Raw genomic sequence first — 16,582 nt, forward strand, 5'->3', positions numbered from 1 at the left:
TTCTGCCCATGTCCCTAAGCAGTCGACGCCCGAGGATGTAGAAATGCCGAAACCGGGCCGCACGCATATCGCGAACGGCCCGGCAGGATAGATAAACCTTAGACGCGGCGGCGCTTTGGTGGGCGGCAGCCGTTGTGTGCCATTGGTGTCACATCACGGATCGAAGTGATGTTCAAACCAGCAGCAGCCAACGCGCGCAGTGCAGATTCACGGCCCGAACCTGGGCCCTGCACTTCAACTTCCAGCGTCTTCACGCCATGCTCTTGCGCTTTACGCGCAGCATCTTCAGCAGCCATCTGAGCCGCATAAGGAGTCGATTTACGCGACCCTTTAAAGCCCATGGTACCCGAAGAGGACCAAGAGATTGCGTTGCCCTGAACGTCAGAGATCAAGATTTTTGTGTTGTTGAACGAAGAGTTCACATGAGCAACGCCAGCGGCGATGTTCTTGCGCTCTTTTTTCTTCATACGGGTCTTATCGCGTGCCATTATTCAACGCCCCCTTATTTCTTCTTACCAGCAATGGCCTTAGCAGGGCCTTTGCGAGTACGTGCGTTGGTATGAGTACGCTGACCACGAACCGGCAAGCCGCGACGGTGGCGCAAACCACGGTAGCAACCAAGGTCCATCAAACGCTTGATGTTCATCGATGTCTCACGACGAAGGTCACCCTCAACGGTGAAGTTCGCGTCGATATGTTCGCGGATCGCAAGCACTTCGGCATCCGAAAGCTCGTTTACGCGGCGGGTACGGTCGATACCAACAGCTTCACAGATCATCTCTGCGGTGTGGGAACCAATCCCGGTGATATAGGTCAATGCGATGGGGACACGCTTCCCCGTCGGAATGTTTACGCCAGCAATACGAGCCACGCGCGCTTCCTTTCGTTGCGGTTCCGTTGTGCCAGAACCTTTTTTCACAACCCAAAGACGGCGTCTCCGCCTTTGATGTTTTCGTTAGCAATTTATAAGAATCTTAAATGCCAGAACGATTCCCCTACGGGACGCCGTGCAATATGGGGTTTTGCCCTGCCCGTCAAGTGTAACAGGCAGGAATCTTTTATGCGTCAAGTACTAATGCGATTGAAGACGCAACTGCATCCATCGCGGCCAAGCCGTCGACAGAAGACAAATCGCCCTTAGCGTAGTAGTAACCAATCAAGGGTGACGTCTTTTTGTAATATTCCATCAAGCGCGTGCGCAGAGCATCCGCATTGTCATCGGCGCGGCGCTGCATGTTGTCAGATCCGCACTGGTCACAAATACCCGCCACTTTGGTCGGCTTGGTGTCGTCGTGATACACCTCACCACAGCCACCGCAGGTGAAGCGCCCTGTGATCCGCGCAACCAAGGCTGCATCGTCCACGCGCATCTCGATCACGGCATCAAGGCTTTGGCCGACTTCGGCCATCAACTGCCCCAAGGCATCGGCCTGTGCGAGCGTGCGCGGGAAGCCATCAAATATGAACCCTCCCCCCGCAGCGCCTGTCAGCTTTTCACGGATCAAGCCGATCACAATCTCATCCGTGACCAACTCACCGCGCGCCATCACATCGGCGACCTTGCGGCCCATCTCCGAGCCCGAAGTCTTGGCCTCGCGCAGCATGTCACCCGTCGACAGCTGCACCATGCCGCGCGCCTCAACCAATCGCTTGGCCTGCGTGCCCTTACCAGCCCCTGGAGGCCCCAATAGAATAATATTGGCCATTCGCCCCCCTTAGCGCCGCGACGGCGCTGCTTTGCCACGCTTCTTGCCGCGCAATTGCGACTTTTCAATCAAGCCTTCGTATTGATGGGCCAACAAATGCGATTGCACTTGGTTGATCGTGTCCATCGTAACAGAAACCACGATCAGCACCGATGTCCCCCCAAAGTAGAATGGAATACCCAACTGGTGGCGCAGGATTTCTGGCAACAGGCAGACCAATGCAAGGTAAGCCGCCCCCAGAACCAAAATGCGGTTCACAACATATTCCAGATAATCTTCCGTCTTTTTGCCGGGGCGAATACCGGGCACAAAACCATTCTGACTTTTCAGGTTCTCGGCCACTTCGTCAACTTTGAAAGCAACATTATGCGTGTAGAAATACGCAAAGAACACGATCATCGCGACAAAGAACAACAGATACAGCGGCTGCCCAGGCCCGAAATAGGCCAGAATGGTCGACATGATCGGACCAGTTTGCGCGCCCGAAAAGGTCGAAATGGTCATTGGCAGCAGCAACAGGCTTGAGGCAAAGATCGCAGGGATAACGCCCGCAGGGTTGACCTTAACCGGCAGGTGGCTGGACCCACCATCATAGACCTTCATCCCGACCTGACGGCGGGGGTACTGAATATGGATTTTGCGCAAGGCACGCTCCATGAACACCACAAAGGCAATCACGACGACGACCATAATCAAAACGCCGACAATCACCGCGGGCGAAAGCGCACCAGACTGGCCTTGGGTAAAGAACTGCGCCAAAGCGGCCGGAATTTCAGCGACAATGCCAACAAAGATGATCAGAGAAATACCGTTACCAATGCCGCGTGCGGTGATTTGCTCACCCAGCCACATCAGGAACATCGTGCCGCCGACCAGCGTGATCATGCAAGATGCAATGAAATACCAGCCCGGTGTTGTCACCAAGCCGCCGCTTTGCAGGCTGACCGCGATGCCATAGGCCTGAAACGACGCCAATGCCACGGTGCCGTAGCGCGTGTATTGGTTAATCTTTTTCTGGCCTTGCTGGCCTTCTTTTTTCAGCTGTTCCAGCCGTGGCACCATCGACGTCAGCAATTGCACGATGATCGAGGCCGAAATATAGGGCATGATCCCCAGCGCAAAAATCCCCATGCGCTTGATCGCGCCGCCGGTGAACATGTTCAACATGCCCCCGATACCGCCGCTGATCTGCTCCATAAAGTTTTTAAGGGCTGTCCCATCAATGCCCGGTACAGGAATATAGGTCCCGATCCGGTAAACGATCAGCAAGCCAATCGTGAAAAAGATGCGTTGGCGTAGGTCGGTCGCCTTACCCAGCGCCCCCCAGCTCAGGTTGGCCGCCATTTGTTCCGCAGCTGAAGCCATGGTTAAATTTCTCCACAGGCGCTAAAGGAAGCGCCGCCAAACCGTTTTCCGGTCGGCGGCGCGAGAAAACTTATGAGGGATGTAAGCAGTCTTGCGACCACTCACAACCTCTTATTCAGCCGCAGCCGCTACAGGTGCCGCAACCGTGAGGCTGCCACCGGCTTTTGCGACTGCTTCAACAGCCGCAGCTGACGCGCCCGTGACGATGATCGTCGCTTTGGCTTTCAGCTCGCCTTTGGCCAGAACACGGATACCGTCCAGCTTTTGCTTGGTCAAACCGGCAGCGATCATCGCGTCTTCGGTGATGTCCGACGCAGCGTCCAGCTTGCCGAGGTCGATGAACTTCTGGATCAGGCCCAAGTTCACAACGGAATAATGCTTTTGGTTTGGCTTGGTAAAGCCACGCTTTGGCAGGCGGCGATACAGCGGCATTTGCCCGCCTTCGTAACCACCAATAGTAGCACCCGAACGCGATTTCTGACCCTTGATACCACGGCCAGCGGTTTTACCCTTGCCCGAACCCGGACCACGCGCTTTGCGCTTTTGTTTCTTCGCTGCACCAGCGTTATCGGAAAGTTCATTCAGTCTCATGTCGCTTCTCCTATTGCCGGATGTGACCCCCAGCGACGGGAGCGGCCAAACACGGCGTTTCTTGATTCTTTCGGGCCGTTAGTGGCCACTTGGGGCGTATAAGGTTTTCACCAAAGGCATTCAAGCCCAATCCTTACCCCTAGTGACAATGCACCTGCCCCGTCGACTTCTGCATATGGCAACATTTACCCGGCGGCGAACTTTTCCGGCACCCTCCACCATGTTCCAACGGCTGAGCCCACATACCTGAAATGCTAAAGGCAGGCGCCGCTAGGGTGGGTGTGGTAACGAAAAAGACAAAAATAATAGAGGCTATACGACTCATGTTAACACCTTATTAATAAATACTAACAAGGTGTGCGCCCCGCGCGACCAGCAGTCAACAGAGCTGAAGCAAAATCGAAAACGCCCCGCAGTTTCCTACGGGGCGCCTAAATCTAACATAGGTTGGGGTTGCCCCCTGCCCTACTTAGCCGCGCTCTTCGATGATCTGAACAAGATGAGAGATCTTGTTGACCATGCCGCGTACGGAAGGTGTATCTTCCAATTCGCGAGTGCGGTTCATTTTGTTCAGGCCAAGACCTTTCAGGGTCGCAGTCTGGATCGCTGGGCGACGAGCAGCCGAGGCCACTTGCTTAACAACGATAGTTTTTTTCACGTCAGCCATGATTAAGCCTCCACAGTTTCAGCAGGAGCTTCGGTTTTGTTGCCCAAAATCTCAGCCACTTTCTTGCCGCGACGCTGCGCAACCTGACGTGGGCTGGTTTCTTGCTTCAAACCATCAATAGTAGCGCGGATCATGTTGTAAGGGTTCTGCGAACCGATGGACTTCGCCACCACGTCCTGCAGGCCCAACATTTCAAACACGGCACGCATCGGACCACCGGCAATAATACCAGTACCCGGTACGGCAGTCCGCATGACCACTTTACCAGCGCCGTGACGGCCTTCCATGTCGTGGTGAAGCGTGCGGCTGTCTTTCAACGGCACACGGATCATTTGACGCTTGGCCTGCTCGGTTGCCTTACGAATGGCCTCCGGCACTTCTTTGGCTTTACCTTTGCCAAAACCAACGCGGCCTTTTTGATCGCCAACAACCACAAGGGCTGCGAAACCAAAGCGCTTACCGCCTTTTACAGTTTTGGAAACACGGTTGATCGCAACCAGACGATCTGCGAATTCCGGAGTTTCATCGCGGCCACCGCGATTGTCCCGCCGATTATCTTCTCTTGCCATTAGGCATTCCTCGTATAGTGCGCGGACCCCGCGCCATATGAACCAATCCTGGTGGGCAAAGCCCCCGGATCATCGGGGTGGCGCGAACGCCACCCGCCGGTATTAGAACTTAAGGCCACCTTCACGGGCAGCTTCGGCCAAAGCCTTGATCTTGCCGTGAAAAAGGAAGCCGCCACGGTCAAAGTAACATACTTCAACCCCAGCCTTTTTAGCCCGCTCGGCAATCGTCGCACCAACTTTCGTCGCCGCTTCGACGTTGTTCTTGCCCAAGAAGCCGAGACCCTTTTCGTAGGTCGAAGCTGCGGCCAAGGTAACGCCGTTTACGTCGTCGATCAGCTGGACGCTGATATTCTTGCTGGACCGATGAACGGACAAGCGCGCACGCCCATTCGCCATCGCCTTGATTTTGTTCCGTGTGCGCAAGCGGCGCTTGAGGAACAACTCGCGTTTTGTGTTCGCCATTTTTACGCCCCTTACTTCTTCTTGCCTTCTTTGCGGAACACGAACTCGCCCTTATAGCGGATGCCTTTGCCCTTATAGGGCTCGGGCTTACGCCATTCACGGATGTTCGCAGCGACTTGGCCAACCAACTGTTGGTCCATGCCTTCCACAACGATTTCAGTTTGCTTCGGAGCGGTGACAGTCACGCCCTCCGGAACGTCGAAGTTGACTTCGTGGCTATAGCCAAGCGACAGCTTCAGAACGTTGCCGTTCATCGCAGCACGATAACCAACACCCTGAATCTCAAGCTCTTTCTTGAAGCCGGTGGTCACACCCGTTACCAGATTTTCGATCTGGGAACGGGTCATGCCCCACTGCTGACGGGCGCGCTTGGACGTGCCGCGCGGCTTAACCGTCACAGCGTTGTCTTCAATCGCGATCGTCACGTCGTCTGTTGCTGTGAAAGAACGTGTCCCTTTCGGGCCTTTCACTTCAACTGTCTGGCCGGACAAGGTTGCCGAAACACCCTTTACCAGGTCAACCGGTTTTTTACCAATACGAGACATCTTGCCCTCCTTAGAACACGGTGCAGAGCACTTCGCCGCCAACATTGGCGGAACGTGCTGCTGCATCGGACATGACGCCCTTAGGCGTGGAGACAATTGAAACACCGAGGCCGTTACGCACCGAAGGAATATCCTTCGAAGCCATATAGACCCGGCGACCCGGCTTCGACACACGCTTCAAGTCACGAATGACTGGCGTGCCTTCAAAGTATTTCAGGCTGATTGTGATTTCGCCCTGACCGTCAGCGGTCTCAGCTTTCTCATAACCACGGATGTAGCCTTCAGAGGCCAACACATCCAGAACCCATGCGCGCAGCTTGGACGCTGGCGTTTTAACGGTCGATTTGCCACGCATCTGCGCATTGCGAATACGTGTCAGCATATCGCCGATAGGATCGTTCATCATCATCGTGAGACCTCCTTACCAGCTGGATTTAACCATGCCGGGGATCTGGCCGAACGAGGCCAAATCACGCAGCATGATGCGCGAAAGTTTAAGCTTGCGGTAATACGCATGCGGACGACCCGTCAGCTGGCAGCGGTTGTGCAAACGCACAGCCGAACCGTTGCGGGGCAACGCAGCCAGTTTCAAAGTCGCTTTAAAGCGCTCTTCTACTGGCAACTCTTGATTATAGATAACCGTTTTCAAAGCAGCCCGCTTGGCGGCATCGCGTGCCACCAGCTTTGCGCGCTTCACTTCGCGGTTTACCATGGATTTCTTAGCCATATCTCTAGTCCTCCCGCTTACGCTGTGAAGGGCATGTTGAAATTCTTCAACAGTGCCTTCGCTTCCGCGTCGGTCTTCGCGGTGGTGCAGATGATGATGTCCATACCCAGAACTTCGTCGACTTGGTCGAAGTTGATTTCTGGGAACACGATCTGTTCTTTCAAGCCCATAGCATAGTTGCCACGGCCGTCGAACGAGGTCGGCTTCACACCGCGGAAGTCGCGTACACGCGGCAAAGCTATGGTGATCAGACGATCAAGGAATTCGTACATTTTGTCGCCGCGCAAAGTCACTTTGCAGCCAAGCGGCATTTCTTCACGCACGCGGAAACCAGCGATGGATTTCTTTGCGTGGGTGACGACAGCCTTTTGACCAGCGATGAGGGTCAGCTCTTCAGCCGCCTTCTTCACTTTCTTAGTGTCTTTTACAGCTTCGCCAACACCCATGTTGATCACGATCTTATCAAGACGCGGGATCATCATGTCGTTTTTATAGCCGAACTCTTCTTTCAAGGCAGCACGGATCGTGTCCTTGAAAATGCCCTTCAAACGCGGGGTATAGTTTGCTTGGTCCAACATTAGATTGCATCCCCCGTGGTCTTAGCAAAACGCACCTTCTTGTCGCCTTCCATACGGAAGCCAACGCGGGTTGCTTTGCCTTTGGCGTCAAGCAACGCAAGGTTAGACAACTGGATCGGCATCGCTTTAGAAATGCGGCCGCCCTGGTTGCCTTGGCTTTGCTTGGTGTGACGGATGGCCATGTTGATGCCATCAACGACTGCTTTACCAACTTCAGGGTTCACAGACGAAATTTCGCCCTCTTTACCCTTATCTTTGCCGGTCAGCACGACGACTTTGTCGCCTTTTTTCAGTTTCGCAGCCATCAGAGCACCTCCGGAGCCAGCGAGATGATTTTCATGAAGTTCTTCGCGCGAAGTTCACGAACCACTGGCCCAAAAATACGGGTGCCAACGGGCTCACCTTGGTTGTTCAGAATGACCGCAGCGTTGCGGTCAAAACGAATAGCGGTACCGTCTTCACGACGGACTTCTTTGGCGGTACGAACGACGACGGCTTTACGCACGTCACCCTTCTTAACACGACCGCGCGGAATGGCTTCTTTCACCGACACTACAATAATGTCGCCGACCGAAGCATACCGACGGTGCGAACCGCCCAGAACCTTAATGCACTGAACACGGCGAGCGCCGCTGTTGTCAGCAACATCCAGGTTGGTCTGCATCTGGATCATTTGGTTTCTCCCGACCTTTGGGGCTCATCCCCAGGGTTTCGTAAATGGGCTTTAGATAGCAGGGCGCTTACGCGTCCAGAACCACCGTCCAGCGTTTCGTTTTCGAAATTGGCGCACACTCTTCAATACGAACAGCATCACCAACCTTGAATTGGTTGTTCTCGTCGTGCGCCCGGTATTTTTTGGACTTACGAACAGTCTTGTGGAACAGCGGGTGCTTGAAGCGACGCTCAACCGACACCGTGATGGTCTGGTTGTTCTGGTCGCCGGTTACGGTGCCTTGCAGGATGCGTTTTGGCATAAGTCAGGCCCCCTTAGTTCGCTGCGGCGGCTTCAGCCGCCTTTAGGTTCAATACCGTCATGATCCGTGCAACGTCACGACGGACGGCGCGCATACGCGCGGTGTTTTCAAGCTGGCCAGTGGCCTGCTGGAAACGCAGGTTGAAAGCTTCTTTCTTCAACGCGACCAAGCTGTCACGCAGCTGGTCAGGCGTTTTAGCCTTAAGTTCAGTGGCGTTCATGCGCCGTTCCTTTTCTACATCACCGGAGGGCCCGTGAGGGTTACCCTTTGCCCAGTGGAGTCAATGATAGACCAACGAATCCGGTCACCCGGAATCGCTGGATGTGTCCGTATAGGGGAGTGTTACAGAGAGGGCAAGGAGTAAGTGAGGGATTCCTTGGATCGCCAACTCTACTAAGCGAAAGAAAAACTAAGTCTTGTTTCAGGTGATTTCTTAGCGATACAGAATACAGCCCGACTAAACTCACTCCAAATCAAATCGTTCAACGATTGGCTTAAGAAATAGCAATGTTATCAGCGTGAGCAGCTCATTATCCGTAGTAGTCCGCGAAACCAAGTCCGCATTTCTCAAATTTTCATTGTCTAGGATCTGACGCGCTGCGGGTGTTGTTTTGCCGAGAAGTGCAACAGTGACAATTTCACCGCTATCTGCACCATTGCGAAAGGCCTCATGTGATGCCTGTGCTTGGGCAAATTGGCTAAACCGAACGGCCATTTCAGCACCGTTCATATTTGAAAGAGCCGAAAAAGTGTCTTGAAGGATGCGCCCGCTATCCGCTTGGTTAAGACGCCCCTCACCAAGAAAACGCAGAAGCAAACCTGACATAACGCCGAAAAAGCCAAGAACAAACTCATCGTCCCAAAAGCCCGGAGGAATCCCATAGCTATTCTGGAGAACAGCATAGGGCTGACGGACCATATTAATGGTTTGCTGTGTTACCTTTTTTCTATGTCCACCAAACATGGTGCTTCCTCTGTTGCAACTCACACTGACCGTAGCAGCTATCTCTTCTTTTTCATAATAAAAAACCCCGCCGTTTCCAGCGGGGTCTTATTCTTTACCGAGTGCCGACCCAGGAATTACTGACGCAATTCGCTATGCCGCACCTATTTTTTGCCCGAAGGCAAAAAATCTTACCAGTCTTCGCGCTCTACAACGCGGGTCAGGACTGGAAGCTTCATTGCACCAAGGCGCAGGGCCTCGCGTGCAATCACTTCCGAAACGCCGTCGATTTCAAACATCACGCGGCCAGGCTTAACTTTGGCTGCCCAATAGTCGACAGAACCCTTACCTTTACCCATCCGCACTTCGGTCGGCTTGGACGTTACTGGAACATCCGGGAAAATCCGGATCCAGACACGGCCTTGACGCTTCATGTGGCGAGTGATCGCACGACGAGCAGCTTCGATCTGGCGTGCAGTTACACGCTCAGGCTCAACAGCTTTCAGACCAAAGGTACCGAAGTTCAACAGAAAGCCGCCTTTGGCCTCGCCGCTGATCTTGCCTTTAAACTGTTTGCGGAACTTAGTCCGTTTAGGTTGCAACATCTTTTATGCTCCCTCAGTTACGTTCGCGGCGCGGTTGACGCGGAACAGCGCCTTCCTGTGCCTCGGCGTGACGACGATCATGCGCTTGTGGATCATGCTCAAGGATTTCGCCCTTAAAGATCCAAACTTTAACACCGATGATACCATAAGCAGTGGTTGCTTCGTGGTGTGCATAGTCGATGTCAGCCCGCAGCGTGTGCAACGGAACGCGGCCTTCACGGTACCATTCGGTACGCGCGATTTCTGCGCCGCCCAGACGACCAGCTACGTTCACACGGATGCCCAAGGCCCCCATGCGCATCGCGTTCTGGACGCCACGCTTCATAGCGCGACGGAAGGACACCCGGCGCTCCATTTGCTGTGCGATCGATTCAGCAACCAGTTTGGCATCCATTTCCGGTTTGCGGATCTCAACAATGTTGAGGTGCAATTCGGAAGCAGTGAACACGGTCAACTTCTTGCGAAGTGTTTCGATGTCAGCGCCTTTTTTGCCGATGATAACGCCCGGACGTGCTGTGTGAATTGTCACACGGCACTTTTTGTGCGGACGTTCGATGATGACTTTAGAAATGCCCGCTTGCATACATTCTTTATGAATGAATTCGCGCATGCGCAGATCTTCCAGCAACAAGTTGCCATAGTCTTTGCTTTCCGCGAACCAGCGGCTGTCCCAGGTACGGTTAACCTGGAGGCGCATACCGATCGGATTGACCTTCTGACCCATTATGCGGACTCCCCTTTTTGACGTACCAAAATCGTCAGCTGGCTGAACGGCTTCATGATCTTGCCGAACCGGCCACGTGCACGCGGACGACCGCGCTTCAGTGTCAGGTTCTTGCCGCAATAAGCTTCAGCAACGATCAACTCATCCACGTCAAGACCGTGGTTGTTTTCAGCGTTGGCGATAGCCGACTGCAGGCACTTTTTCACGTCCTGAGCGATACGCTTTTTAGAGAAGGTGAGGTCGGCCAAAGCCTTGTCCACTTTCTTGCCGCGGATCAGACCAGCAACGAGGTTAAGCTTTTGCGGCGAGGTACGCAGCATTTTGGCCAGAGCCATTGCTTCGTTATCGGCCACGCGGCGCGGATTTTTTGCCTTGCCCATGACTTATTTCCTCTTAGCTTTTTTATCGGCTGCGTGACCGTAGTAGGTACGCGTTGGCGAATATTCACCAAACTTCTGGCCGATCATTTCTTCGGTCACGTTAACAGGAACGTGCTTTTTGCCATTATAAACGCCGAACGTCAAACCGACGAACTGCGGCAGAATGGTGGAACGACGCGACCAAATCTTGATCACTTCGTTTTTGCCGCCTTCGCGTGACTTTTCGGCCTTTTTCAGGACGTAGCCATCAACGAACGGGCCTTTCCAGATTGAACGTGCCATGTATTAGCGGCCCTTCTTCTTGGCGTGACGCGACCGCAAGATGTACTTATCTGTGGTCTTGTTCGAACGGGTGCGGTTGCCCTTGGTGCCTTTGCCCCATGGAGTAACCGGGTGACGACCGCCTGATGTACGGCCTTCGCCGCCGCCATGTGGGTGATCGATTGGGTTCATAGCCACACCGCGAACGGTTGGGCGGATGCCCTTGTGGCGCATGCGGCCCGCTTTACCAAAGTTCTGGTTCGAGTGGTCAGCGTTGGAAACGGCACCAACCGTCGCCATGCATTCCTGACGGACCAGACGCAATTCGCCCGAAGACAAACGGATCTGTGCGTAACCACCGTCACGGCCCACGAACTGCGCATATGTACCAGCCGCACGTGCAATCTGCCCGCCCTTACCTGGTTTCATTTCGACGTTGTGAACGATCGTACCGATTGGCATGCCCGAAAACGGCATTGCGTTGCCCGGCTTTACGTCGGTCTTGGCGCCAGCAATGATGCTGTCCCCAATGGCCAAACGCTGCGGAGCGAGGATGTAGTTAAGTGTACCATCCTCATATTTTACCAATGCGATGAACGCGGTACGGTTGGGGTCATATTCGATCCGCTCAACCACTGCCGCCATGTCGCGCTTGGTGCGTTTGAAATCAACGATACGGTACAGGCGCTTTGCCCCACCGCCGTGATGCCACATTGTAATACGTCCGGTGTTGTTCCGGCCACCCGATTTGGTCAAACCCTCAGTAAGGGCTTTGACGGGACGGCCTTTCCACAGCTCCGAACGGTCGATCAGAACCAACCCTCGTTGGCCAGGCGTCGTCGGTTTGTACGACTTGAGTGCCATGCTCTCTGTCTTCCGTTAGCTTGGGGGTCGCAAAAAAGCGACCCTAGGTTATAGGGCCCCGAAGGTCCCCAGCAATAATTCGAAGGCCCCAGAACGAATCTGGAGCCTTCAGAATGGAGGCGAACTACCAGACCAGACCCAAAGTGTCTAGAGCAGCCTCCACAAACTTGTAGCAATTGTGGTTTTAGCCTGCCCCGCCGCCCCACGATCAGGACGAGATGCCTTGATCTGCTAATATGCGCCCCGACGATAGTCGAACCAGACTCTCGCTGCGACAGCACAATCAAGATACAATCGAGCTAAGGCGTGAGGCGTGGGCGCAGCGCCCCTATCTTTGGTGATTGACTATGCCTTGTAGGCGCAAACACCCCCACCCCTTGCGAGCGTGGGGTGATCTGCGGCGATGTCACCGGAATCACGTAAAATTTGAGCCTTACTCGAGACTTCTGCCCAGATTGGTCTTGTCGCGGTTACGTTCCCGTCTCTTTCGAGCAATGTTTGCAAAGAAGGAGATCAATCCCATATTTATCGCAGCACCTTATTCAAGCCCCGGTACGGGACCATGATTGTACCCTACGCTTTATAGCATAGCACCGCGACTGGGGGCATCACTTCAAATTTTCCAATTGCTTATAATACCACATACCTAAGGAAATTGCGGTGTTTCCAAACCGCTTTCCAAAAGGAAGCTTTATGTGCCGCACATCTGCAAAGACATCGAATTCATCGGTACGGCGCGTGATCGCATTTGCCATGACCTCGGCAACAATATGTGATGTTGCTACGCCGTGGCCCGAATACCCTTCGGCGAAGTACACATTCGGTGCGATTTGTCCAAGATGCGGAATGCGGTTGATAATAATTCCAGCTTGACCTGACCATTGGTAATCGATTTTGACCCCCTTCAGACGCGGGAACGTGCGTTCCAAGGCTGGCCGCAACTCTGTCTCAACAGCGGTCGCGCTATGTCCATTGCCGCTATAATTCGTTCCGCCCCCAAAGATCAGGCGCTTGTCTGCCGAGAGACGGAAATAGTCCAAAACCATCCGGCAGTCATATACGGCAATGTCATGCGGGTTGATTTTTTGGGCGATCTCCTCGCCCAGCGGTTCCGTGGCCATAATCCCAAGGGACGCGGGAAACAACGCGCCCTTCATGTCGCCTTGGGCGAGGTGATGATAGGCATTTCCCGCCAGCAGAACAGTATCCGCTATGACCTGTCCTTTCTGCGTTTTGACGATTGGGCGTTTGCCATGCACGATCTGTGTAACCCGCGAGCCGCAGAAAATCTGCCCGCCCAATGAGCGCACCGCATCCGCCTCGCCCAAACACAGGTTCAAGGAATGGACATGCATGTTTCGACGATTTAGCAGGCCGGCAGGATATAAATCGCTTTCGAGATAGTGCTTAACATCCGCGCCTTCGATCAATTCAACCTGATGTTCCATCCCGTTTTCACAGGCTTCCCGATACATGTCCTTGAGGCCCGGAATGTGCGAGGGTTTATACGCGGTAAGCATATGCCCATGCTTAAGATCGCAGCGGATGTCGTATTTCTTGACGCGCGCCTTGATGATGTCATGCCCGCGCCAGCGCAGATCCCAAACGTATTTCTTGGCGTCCGCGCCCAATTTCCGTTTGAATTGGCGTTCCATCGCCTTGTCCCCAGAAAGCGATCCAGTCACCTGCCCGCCATTGCGCCCCGTTGCGCCCCAACCGATTTGGTTTGCCTCAAGCACCGCAACGCGCAGGCCCCGTTCACACAATTCTAGCGCCGAGTTGATGCCCGTAAATCCGCCGCCAATGATGACAACATCGACATCGATATCGCCATCCAGTTCAGGATAGGCCGCCGTTGGGTTGGCGCTCGCGGCATAATAACTTTTGCAATGCGGTTCAGCCATTTACGTAAATCCTTCAATAAACAATGCCTAGACGACTTAGACTGCGTCGAGATACGCCTGATACTCTACATCCGAAGCCACTGATTTAAAAACATTCTGCTCTTGCCTCTTGCAGGCCGCAAACATTGAAATCAGCGACGGCGCAAAAATCTTGGCTGTCATCTGGCCTCGTTCAAATGCCTCTGTTGCATCGCGCCAATCGAGGGGAAGCTGCGTTGCTTTTCCCTCATGTGCATTGCCATTTAGCGGCTTGGGCGGTGTCGTTTTTTCGGACATCCCGATAAATGCCGCCCCAAGAATTGCTGCTAGTACCAGATAGGGGTTTGCATCCGCACCCGCGACCCGATGTTCAATGCGGCGCGCAGCATGGGCGCCGCCCGGGATGCGGATTGCGGCGGTGCGGTTCTCATAGCCCCAAGCCGCCGTTGTTGGGGCAAGGCTGCCCAGACAAAGCCGCCGATAGGAATTCAAATGAGGCGCGAAGATCAGCGTTGTCTCGGGCATCGCATTGAGCAACCCGCCGACCGCATATTTCAAAAGATCAGACCCGTCTTCGGTTCCGTTGTTGAACACATTGTCACCGTTGCTATCCAACATGCTGAAATGCACGTGAAAGCCGTTGCCCGCCTCATCTTGATAAGGTTTCGCCATAAAACTGGCCGAGAACCCTTGATCGCGGGCGCAGGTTTTGACGATTTGTTTTAGGATAGCGGCATCATCCGCAGCCCGCAGAGCATCGGCGACATGGCTGAGATTAAATTCGAATTGGCCGGTGCCGCCCTCGGAAATCGCCGTTTCAACTGGCACATCGCAGGCGCTGGCCATCGCGTATACTGCATCCAGAAAGGGCGAAACTTTGGCAATTTCGTCCAACGAATAGATCGCGTCGGCGCGTTTTGGTTTGCCACTGCGCAGGTCGGCAACCGGAGTCGCCCGAACGCAATTTGGATCGACCAAGTGAAACTCTAACTCGGTCGCGACGACCGGAGTTAACCCGATATCAGTGAAACGTTGCAGCACATTGGCAAGCGCGCGGCGCGGGTCGGCCAGAAACGGCGTTCCGTCCTCTAGGTTCATCCACATCGGGATCAGGGGGCAATTGCCCGCCGCCCCGATGATCGGCAACGGCCCACGTCCTGTTGGTATACATACACCATCCCTGTCACCGCCCTGCATGACCAAGGAATTGCCATCAACATCCGTGCCCCAGATATCAACGCCAATACTGGACATTGGCATCCGAAAGGCGCCCGATGCCAATTTGTCCGCTAACGCTGCGGGAAGTCGTTTGCCACGAAGGCAACCGTTCAGGTCAAACACACCCGCAAGAATACTGTGGCCCGTTTCTGTCATCGTCATAATTCATCCTTTGGGCCCACTGTTCCGAAATGCCATAGTGCGCCCCATATGTGTTATAACATTGTTGCAAATGCTATAACACATGTAAAGCCTGTTTTCTGAAAAGACTCTGGCGAAAGTTGGCGTTCAGGAAAGCACGAGAAAAGCATAGAGCGGCCCGATGAGGGCACTCTGTTTATCTTGGCTTAGACGTTTTCGCGGATAACGTAGATTTTCTTGGTCGGCGTGATCACGTTCCAAACATAGGTATGACCGGGCCGCATGATAAAGCTATCGCCGAGGGTAATCCGACGGGGAGCCTTGCCTTCCTCAATCAACTCGGACTCGCCTTCGATGATCGTGCAGACTTCCCAGGTTTCTTTGACAACATGCCAAGAGCCGACCTGAACTTCCCAAATGCCAGTGCTAACCGTGCCATCGGGGGTGCCTTCGATCTCCCAAGTCTTGTTGGTTGGCGCGCCATCAATGATGCGTTCCGCCAAAGGCGAACCCACTTCAGGCTCTCCAAGCGCGCTCACGTCGTAGTAATACAATGCATCCATCTTCTGTCCTCTCTGGTGGAAAAGCGCTTCATTTTGCAAGACTCCTCTGATGTGCCAAAGCAAAGCCATTTTCAGACAGCGCGGTGAAGGCACGGTTGGCCCAAAGAATCCCGATATCGCATGAGCCGTTTTCAAAGGATTCGATCGACTGGCCACCGCTGGACCACCATGTGATGCTGTCCGAAATCGCATCGAGTTTTTTCAGCGCACGATCAACATCCAATGGATAGAGATCGGCAGCCGCTACGCCATCGGCCAGCAATGCGGCCTCAAGCGTCCAGCCATATTGCGGATTGTTAAAGAAGCAGCGCTTGCCGGGGAATGTTTCGGTATCCCACAGATCGGCCATCTTTGATGGTTTTGTGTCGGGGTATGCGGAATCGTCCCACGCAAGGACCATGCCGAATGTACCGACTTGGATGCCATACTCATCATAGGTGCCGTCGACAAGATCGCCCACAGGAACAACCGAAGTATCAATCTTTTGCAGCAATCCGCCAGCCGCAGCGACCGAGGCGTCATTCATAGTTGGGAAAAGGATAAGGCTCCACGGCATCGAGCCCGCCTCTGCCGAAGCAAAGAATTTTGTTGCGGAATCGTTATAGTCATCAACAACATTCGCGCCGGTATCGTCCGTGAAATCCTTGAACAGGGTCGCGGCCTCGGCCTCATAGACCACACCGCCGCTGGTGTCATAAAACAGGACATCGCCCGATTGCGCGCTGACTGGCTGGGCGCTGACCGCAAGCATTGCGGCAAAAGACGCGGTGGTAAAGAGAGTGAAATAGTTTTGTTTATTTTTCATTAGGGCCTGTG

The 16,582-nt window shown here is 54.0% G+C and carries 26 protein-coding genes; all 26 read right to left on the minus strand.

All coding sequences use genetic code 11. The features are described from left to right. Positions 1 to 98 precede the first annotated feature (98 nt). The 26 genes from rpsK to ACEN2J_RS10765 all read right to left on the minus strand — a co-directional run bounded on the left by rpsK (position 99) and on the right by ACEN2J_RS10765 (position 16,571). Positions 99 to 488: a 30S ribosomal protein S11 gene (gene rpsK / locus ACEN2J_RS10640; RefSeq protein WP_022704897.1), complete on the minus strand. Its 390-nt coding sequence runs from the start codon at positions 486 to 488 to the stop codon at positions 99 to 101. Between the two features lie 14 nt (positions 489 to 502). Further along, positions 503 to 871, minus strand: a complete 369-nt coding sequence (rpsM, locus tag ACEN2J_RS10645; RefSeq protein WP_442105684.1) for a 30S ribosomal protein S13 — start codon at positions 869 to 871, stop codon at positions 503 to 505. A gap of 187 nt (positions 872 to 1,058) precedes the next feature. Continuing rightward, positions 1,059 to 1,706 carry an adenylate kinase gene (locus tag ACEN2J_RS10650; protein ID WP_442105686.1) on the minus strand — a complete coding sequence of 216 codons (648 nt, stop codon included), beginning with the start codon at positions 1,704 to 1,706 and terminating at the stop codon, positions 1,059 to 1,061. A gap of 9 nt (positions 1,707 to 1,715) precedes the next feature. Then, a complete protein-coding gene (secY, locus tag ACEN2J_RS10655; protein WP_442105687.1) occupies positions 1,716 to 3,071 on the minus strand; it encodes a preprotein translocase subunit SecY in 1,356 nt (451 codons plus the stop codon). Between the two features lie 111 nt (positions 3,072 to 3,182). Next, positions 3,183 to 3,662, minus strand: a complete 480-nt coding sequence (gene rplO, locus ACEN2J_RS10660; protein ID WP_442105689.1) for a 50S ribosomal protein L15 — start codon at positions 3,660 to 3,662, stop codon at positions 3,183 to 3,185. 469 nt (positions 3,663 to 4,131) lie between these two features. Continuing rightward, positions 4,132 to 4,320, minus strand: a complete 189-nt coding sequence (gene rpmD / locus ACEN2J_RS10665; protein ID WP_442105801.1) for a 50S ribosomal protein L30 — start codon at positions 4,318 to 4,320, stop codon at positions 4,132 to 4,134. 11 nt (positions 4,321 to 4,331) lie between these two features. Beyond that, positions 4,332 to 4,898, minus strand: coding sequence for a 30S ribosomal protein S5 (gene rpsE, locus ACEN2J_RS10670; protein WP_442105691.1), 567 nt, complete (start codon positions 4,896 to 4,898; stop codon positions 4,332 to 4,334). Between the two features lie 102 nt (positions 4,899 to 5,000). After that, complete coding sequence (gene rplR / locus ACEN2J_RS10675; protein WP_442105693.1) at positions 5,001 to 5,360, minus strand: 50S ribosomal protein L18; 360 nt, start codon at positions 5,358 to 5,360, stop codon at positions 5,001 to 5,003. 11 nt (positions 5,361 to 5,371) lie between these two features. Beyond that, complete coding sequence (gene rplF / locus ACEN2J_RS10680) at positions 5,372 to 5,905, minus strand: 50S ribosomal protein L6 (RefSeq protein WP_442105695.1); 534 nt, start codon at positions 5,903 to 5,905, stop codon at positions 5,372 to 5,374. Positions 5,906 to 5,915: 10 nt separating this feature from the next. After that, positions 5,916 to 6,314 carry a 30S ribosomal protein S8 gene (gene rpsH, locus ACEN2J_RS10685; protein ID WP_022705620.1) on the minus strand — a complete coding sequence of 133 codons (399 nt, stop codon included), beginning with the start codon at positions 6,312 to 6,314 and terminating at the stop codon, positions 5,916 to 5,918. 12 nt (positions 6,315 to 6,326) lie between these two features. Further along, a complete protein-coding gene (gene rpsN, locus ACEN2J_RS10690) occupies positions 6,327 to 6,632 on the minus strand; it encodes a 30S ribosomal protein S14 (RefSeq protein WP_442105698.1) in 306 nt (101 codons plus the stop codon). A 17-nt stretch (positions 6,633 to 6,649) separates the two neighbouring features. Beyond that, a complete protein-coding gene (rplE, locus tag ACEN2J_RS10695; RefSeq protein ID WP_442105699.1) occupies positions 6,650 to 7,210 on the minus strand; it encodes a 50S ribosomal protein L5 in 561 nt (186 codons plus the stop codon). Next, positions 7,210 to 7,515, minus strand: coding sequence for a 50S ribosomal protein L24 (rplX, locus tag ACEN2J_RS10700; RefSeq protein WP_442105701.1), 306 nt, complete (start codon positions 7,513 to 7,515; stop codon positions 7,210 to 7,212). Before rplX ends, rplE begins: the two co-directional genes overlap by 1 nt. Then, on the minus strand, positions 7,515 to 7,883 hold the full coding sequence (gene rplN, locus ACEN2J_RS10705; RefSeq protein WP_022705624.1) for a 50S ribosomal protein L14: 369 nt from the start codon (positions 7,881 to 7,883) through the stop codon (positions 7,515 to 7,517). The genes rplX and rplN overlap by 1 nt, the downstream gene beginning before the upstream one ends. 67 nt (positions 7,884 to 7,950) lie before the next feature. After that, positions 7,951 to 8,184, minus strand: coding sequence for a 30S ribosomal protein S17 (rpsQ, locus tag ACEN2J_RS10710; protein WP_442105703.1), 234 nt, complete (start codon positions 8,182 to 8,184; stop codon positions 7,951 to 7,953). A 13-nt stretch (positions 8,185 to 8,197) separates the two neighbouring features. After that, positions 8,198 to 8,404 carry a 50S ribosomal protein L29 gene (rpmC, locus tag ACEN2J_RS10715; protein ID WP_442105705.1) on the minus strand — a complete coding sequence of 69 codons (207 nt, stop codon included), beginning with the start codon at positions 8,402 to 8,404 and terminating at the stop codon, positions 8,198 to 8,200. A gap of 243 nt (positions 8,405 to 8,647) precedes the next feature. Then, the gene (locus tag ACEN2J_RS10720) at positions 8,648 to 9,148 is read right to left on the minus strand and encodes a hypothetical protein (RefSeq protein WP_442105706.1); all 501 of its coding nucleotides are present in this window, start codon (positions 9,146 to 9,148) and stop codon (positions 8,648 to 8,650) included. A 170-nt stretch (positions 9,149 to 9,318) separates the two neighbouring features. Next, positions 9,319 to 9,732 carry a 50S ribosomal protein L16 gene (rplP, locus tag ACEN2J_RS10725; protein WP_442105708.1) on the minus strand — a complete coding sequence of 138 codons (414 nt, stop codon included), beginning with the start codon at positions 9,730 to 9,732 and terminating at the stop codon, positions 9,319 to 9,321. 13 nt (positions 9,733 to 9,745) lie between these two features. Further along, positions 9,746 to 10,456 carry a 30S ribosomal protein S3 gene (gene rpsC, locus ACEN2J_RS10730; RefSeq protein ID WP_442105710.1) on the minus strand — a complete coding sequence of 237 codons (711 nt, stop codon included), beginning with the start codon at positions 10,454 to 10,456 and terminating at the stop codon, positions 9,746 to 9,748. Continuing rightward, entirely contained in the window at positions 10,456 to 10,836 is a 381-nt protein-coding gene (gene rplV, locus ACEN2J_RS10735) for a 50S ribosomal protein L22 (protein ID WP_050524392.1), read from the minus strand. The genes rpsC and rplV overlap by 1 nt, the downstream gene beginning before the upstream one ends. A 3-nt stretch (positions 10,837 to 10,839) precedes the next feature. Next, positions 10,840 to 11,118, minus strand: coding sequence for a 30S ribosomal protein S19 (gene rpsS, locus ACEN2J_RS10740; protein WP_442105712.1), 279 nt, complete (start codon positions 11,116 to 11,118; stop codon positions 10,840 to 10,842). 3 nt (positions 11,119 to 11,121) lie between these two features. Further along, positions 11,122 to 11,961, minus strand: coding sequence for a 50S ribosomal protein L2 (gene rplB / locus ACEN2J_RS10745; protein ID WP_442105714.1), 840 nt, complete (start codon positions 11,959 to 11,961; stop codon positions 11,122 to 11,124). Positions 11,962 to 12,569: 608 nt separating this feature from the next. Next, positions 12,570 to 13,865, minus strand: a complete 1,296-nt coding sequence (locus ACEN2J_RS10750) for an NAD(P)/FAD-dependent oxidoreductase (RefSeq protein WP_442105715.1) — start codon at positions 13,863 to 13,865, stop codon at positions 12,570 to 12,572. Positions 13,866 to 13,901: 36 nt separating this feature from the next. After that, complete coding sequence (locus ACEN2J_RS10755) at positions 13,902 to 15,224, minus strand: glutamine synthetase family protein (RefSeq protein ID WP_442105717.1); 1,323 nt, start codon at positions 15,222 to 15,224, stop codon at positions 13,902 to 13,904. Positions 15,225 to 15,409: 185 nt separating this feature from the next. Beyond that, positions 15,410 to 15,766 carry a cupin domain-containing protein gene (locus ACEN2J_RS10760; RefSeq protein ID WP_442105718.1) on the minus strand — a complete coding sequence of 119 codons (357 nt, stop codon included), beginning with the start codon at positions 15,764 to 15,766 and terminating at the stop codon, positions 15,410 to 15,412. Positions 15,767 to 15,794: 28 nt separating this feature from the next. Further along, positions 15,795 to 16,571: an extracellular solute-binding protein gene (locus ACEN2J_RS10765; RefSeq protein ID WP_442105720.1), complete on the minus strand. Its 777-nt coding sequence runs from the start codon at positions 16,569 to 16,571 to the stop codon at positions 15,795 to 15,797. Between the last annotated feature and the right edge of the window lie 11 nt (positions 16,572 to 16,582).

It is taken from the genome of Pseudorhodobacter sp. W20_MBD10_FR17 (genome assembly GCF_052119765.1).
GTDB lineage: Bacteria > Pseudomonadota > Alphaproteobacteria > Rhodobacterales > Rhodobacteraceae > Pseudorhodobacter.

Coding starts and splice junctions, on each gene's coding strand:
- rpsK (WP_022704897.1), bottom strand. CDS start 488: ATGGCACGCGATAAGACCCGTATGAAGAAAAAAGAGCGCAAGAACATC.
- ACEN2J_RS10650 (WP_442105686.1), bottom strand. CDS start 1,706: ATGGCCAATATTATTCTATTGGGGCCTCCAGGGGCTGGTAAGGGCACG.
- secY (WP_442105687.1), bottom strand. CDS start 3,071: ATGGCTTCAGCTGCGGAACAAATGGCGGCCAACCTGAGCTGGGGGGCG.
- rplO (WP_442105689.1), bottom strand. CDS start 3,662: ATGAGACTGAATGAACTTTCCGATAACGCTGGTGCAGCGAAGAAACAA.
- rpsE (WP_442105691.1), bottom strand. CDS start 4,898: ATGGCAAGAGAAGATAATCGGCGGGACAATCGCGGTGGCCGCGATGAA.
- rplR (WP_442105693.1), bottom strand. CDS start 5,360: ATGGCGAACACAAAACGCGAGTTGTTCCTCAAGCGCCGCTTGCGCACA.
- rplF (WP_442105695.1), bottom strand. CDS start 5,905: ATGTCTCGTATTGGTAAAAAACCGGTTGACCTGGTAAAGGGTGTTTCG.
- rpsH (WP_022705620.1), bottom strand. CDS start 6,314: ATGATGATGAACGATCCTATCGGCGATATGCTGACACGTATTCGCAAT.
- rpsN (WP_442105698.1), bottom strand. CDS start 6,632: ATGGCTAAGAAATCCATGGTAAACCGCGAAGTGAAGCGCGCAAAGCTG.
- rplE (WP_442105699.1), bottom strand. CDS start 7,210: ATGTTGGACCAAGCAAACTATACCCCGCGTTTGAAGGGCATTTTCAAG.
- rplX (WP_442105701.1), bottom strand. CDS start 7,515: ATGGCTGCGAAACTGAAAAAAGGCGACAAAGTCGTCGTGCTGACCGGC.
- rplN (WP_022705624.1), bottom strand. CDS start 7,883: ATGATCCAGATGCAGACCAACCTGGATGTTGCTGACAACAGCGGCGCT.
- rpsQ (WP_442105703.1), bottom strand. CDS start 8,184: ATGCCAAAACGCATCCTGCAAGGCACCGTAACCGGCGACCAGAACAAC.
- rpmC (WP_442105705.1), bottom strand. CDS start 8,404: ATGAACGCCACTGAACTTAAGGCTAAAACGCCTGACCAGCTGCGTGAC.
- ACEN2J_RS10720 (WP_442105706.1), bottom strand. CDS start 9,148: ATGTTTGGTGGACATAGAAAAAAGGTAACACAGCAAACCATTAATATG.
- rplP (WP_442105708.1), bottom strand. CDS start 9,732: ATGTTGCAACCTAAACGGACTAAGTTCCGCAAACAGTTTAAAGGCAAG.
- rpsC (WP_442105710.1), bottom strand. CDS start 10,456: ATGGGTCAGAAGGTCAATCCGATCGGTATGCGCCTCCAGGTTAACCGT.
- rplV (WP_050524392.1), bottom strand. CDS start 10,836: ATGGGCAAGGCAAAAAATCCGCGCCGCGTGGCCGATAACGAAGCAATG.
- rpsS (WP_442105712.1), bottom strand. CDS start 11,118: ATGGCACGTTCAATCTGGAAAGGCCCGTTCGTTGATGGCTACGTCCTG.
- rplB (WP_442105714.1), bottom strand. CDS start 11,961: ATGGCACTCAAGTCGTACAAACCGACGACGCCTGGCCAACGAGGGTTG.
- ACEN2J_RS10750 (WP_442105715.1), bottom strand. CDS start 13,865: ATGGCTGAACCGCATTGCAAAAGTTATTATGCCGCGAGCGCCAACCCA.
- ACEN2J_RS10755 (WP_442105717.1), bottom strand. CDS start 15,224: ATGACGATGACAGAAACGGGCCACAGTATTCTTGCGGGTGTGTTTGAC.
- ACEN2J_RS10760 (WP_442105718.1), bottom strand. CDS start 15,766: ATGGATGCATTGTATTACTACGACGTGAGCGCGCTTGGAGAGCCTGAA.
- ACEN2J_RS10765 (WP_442105720.1), bottom strand. CDS start 16,571: ATGAAAAATAAACAAAACTATTTCACTCTCTTTACCACCGCGTCTTTT.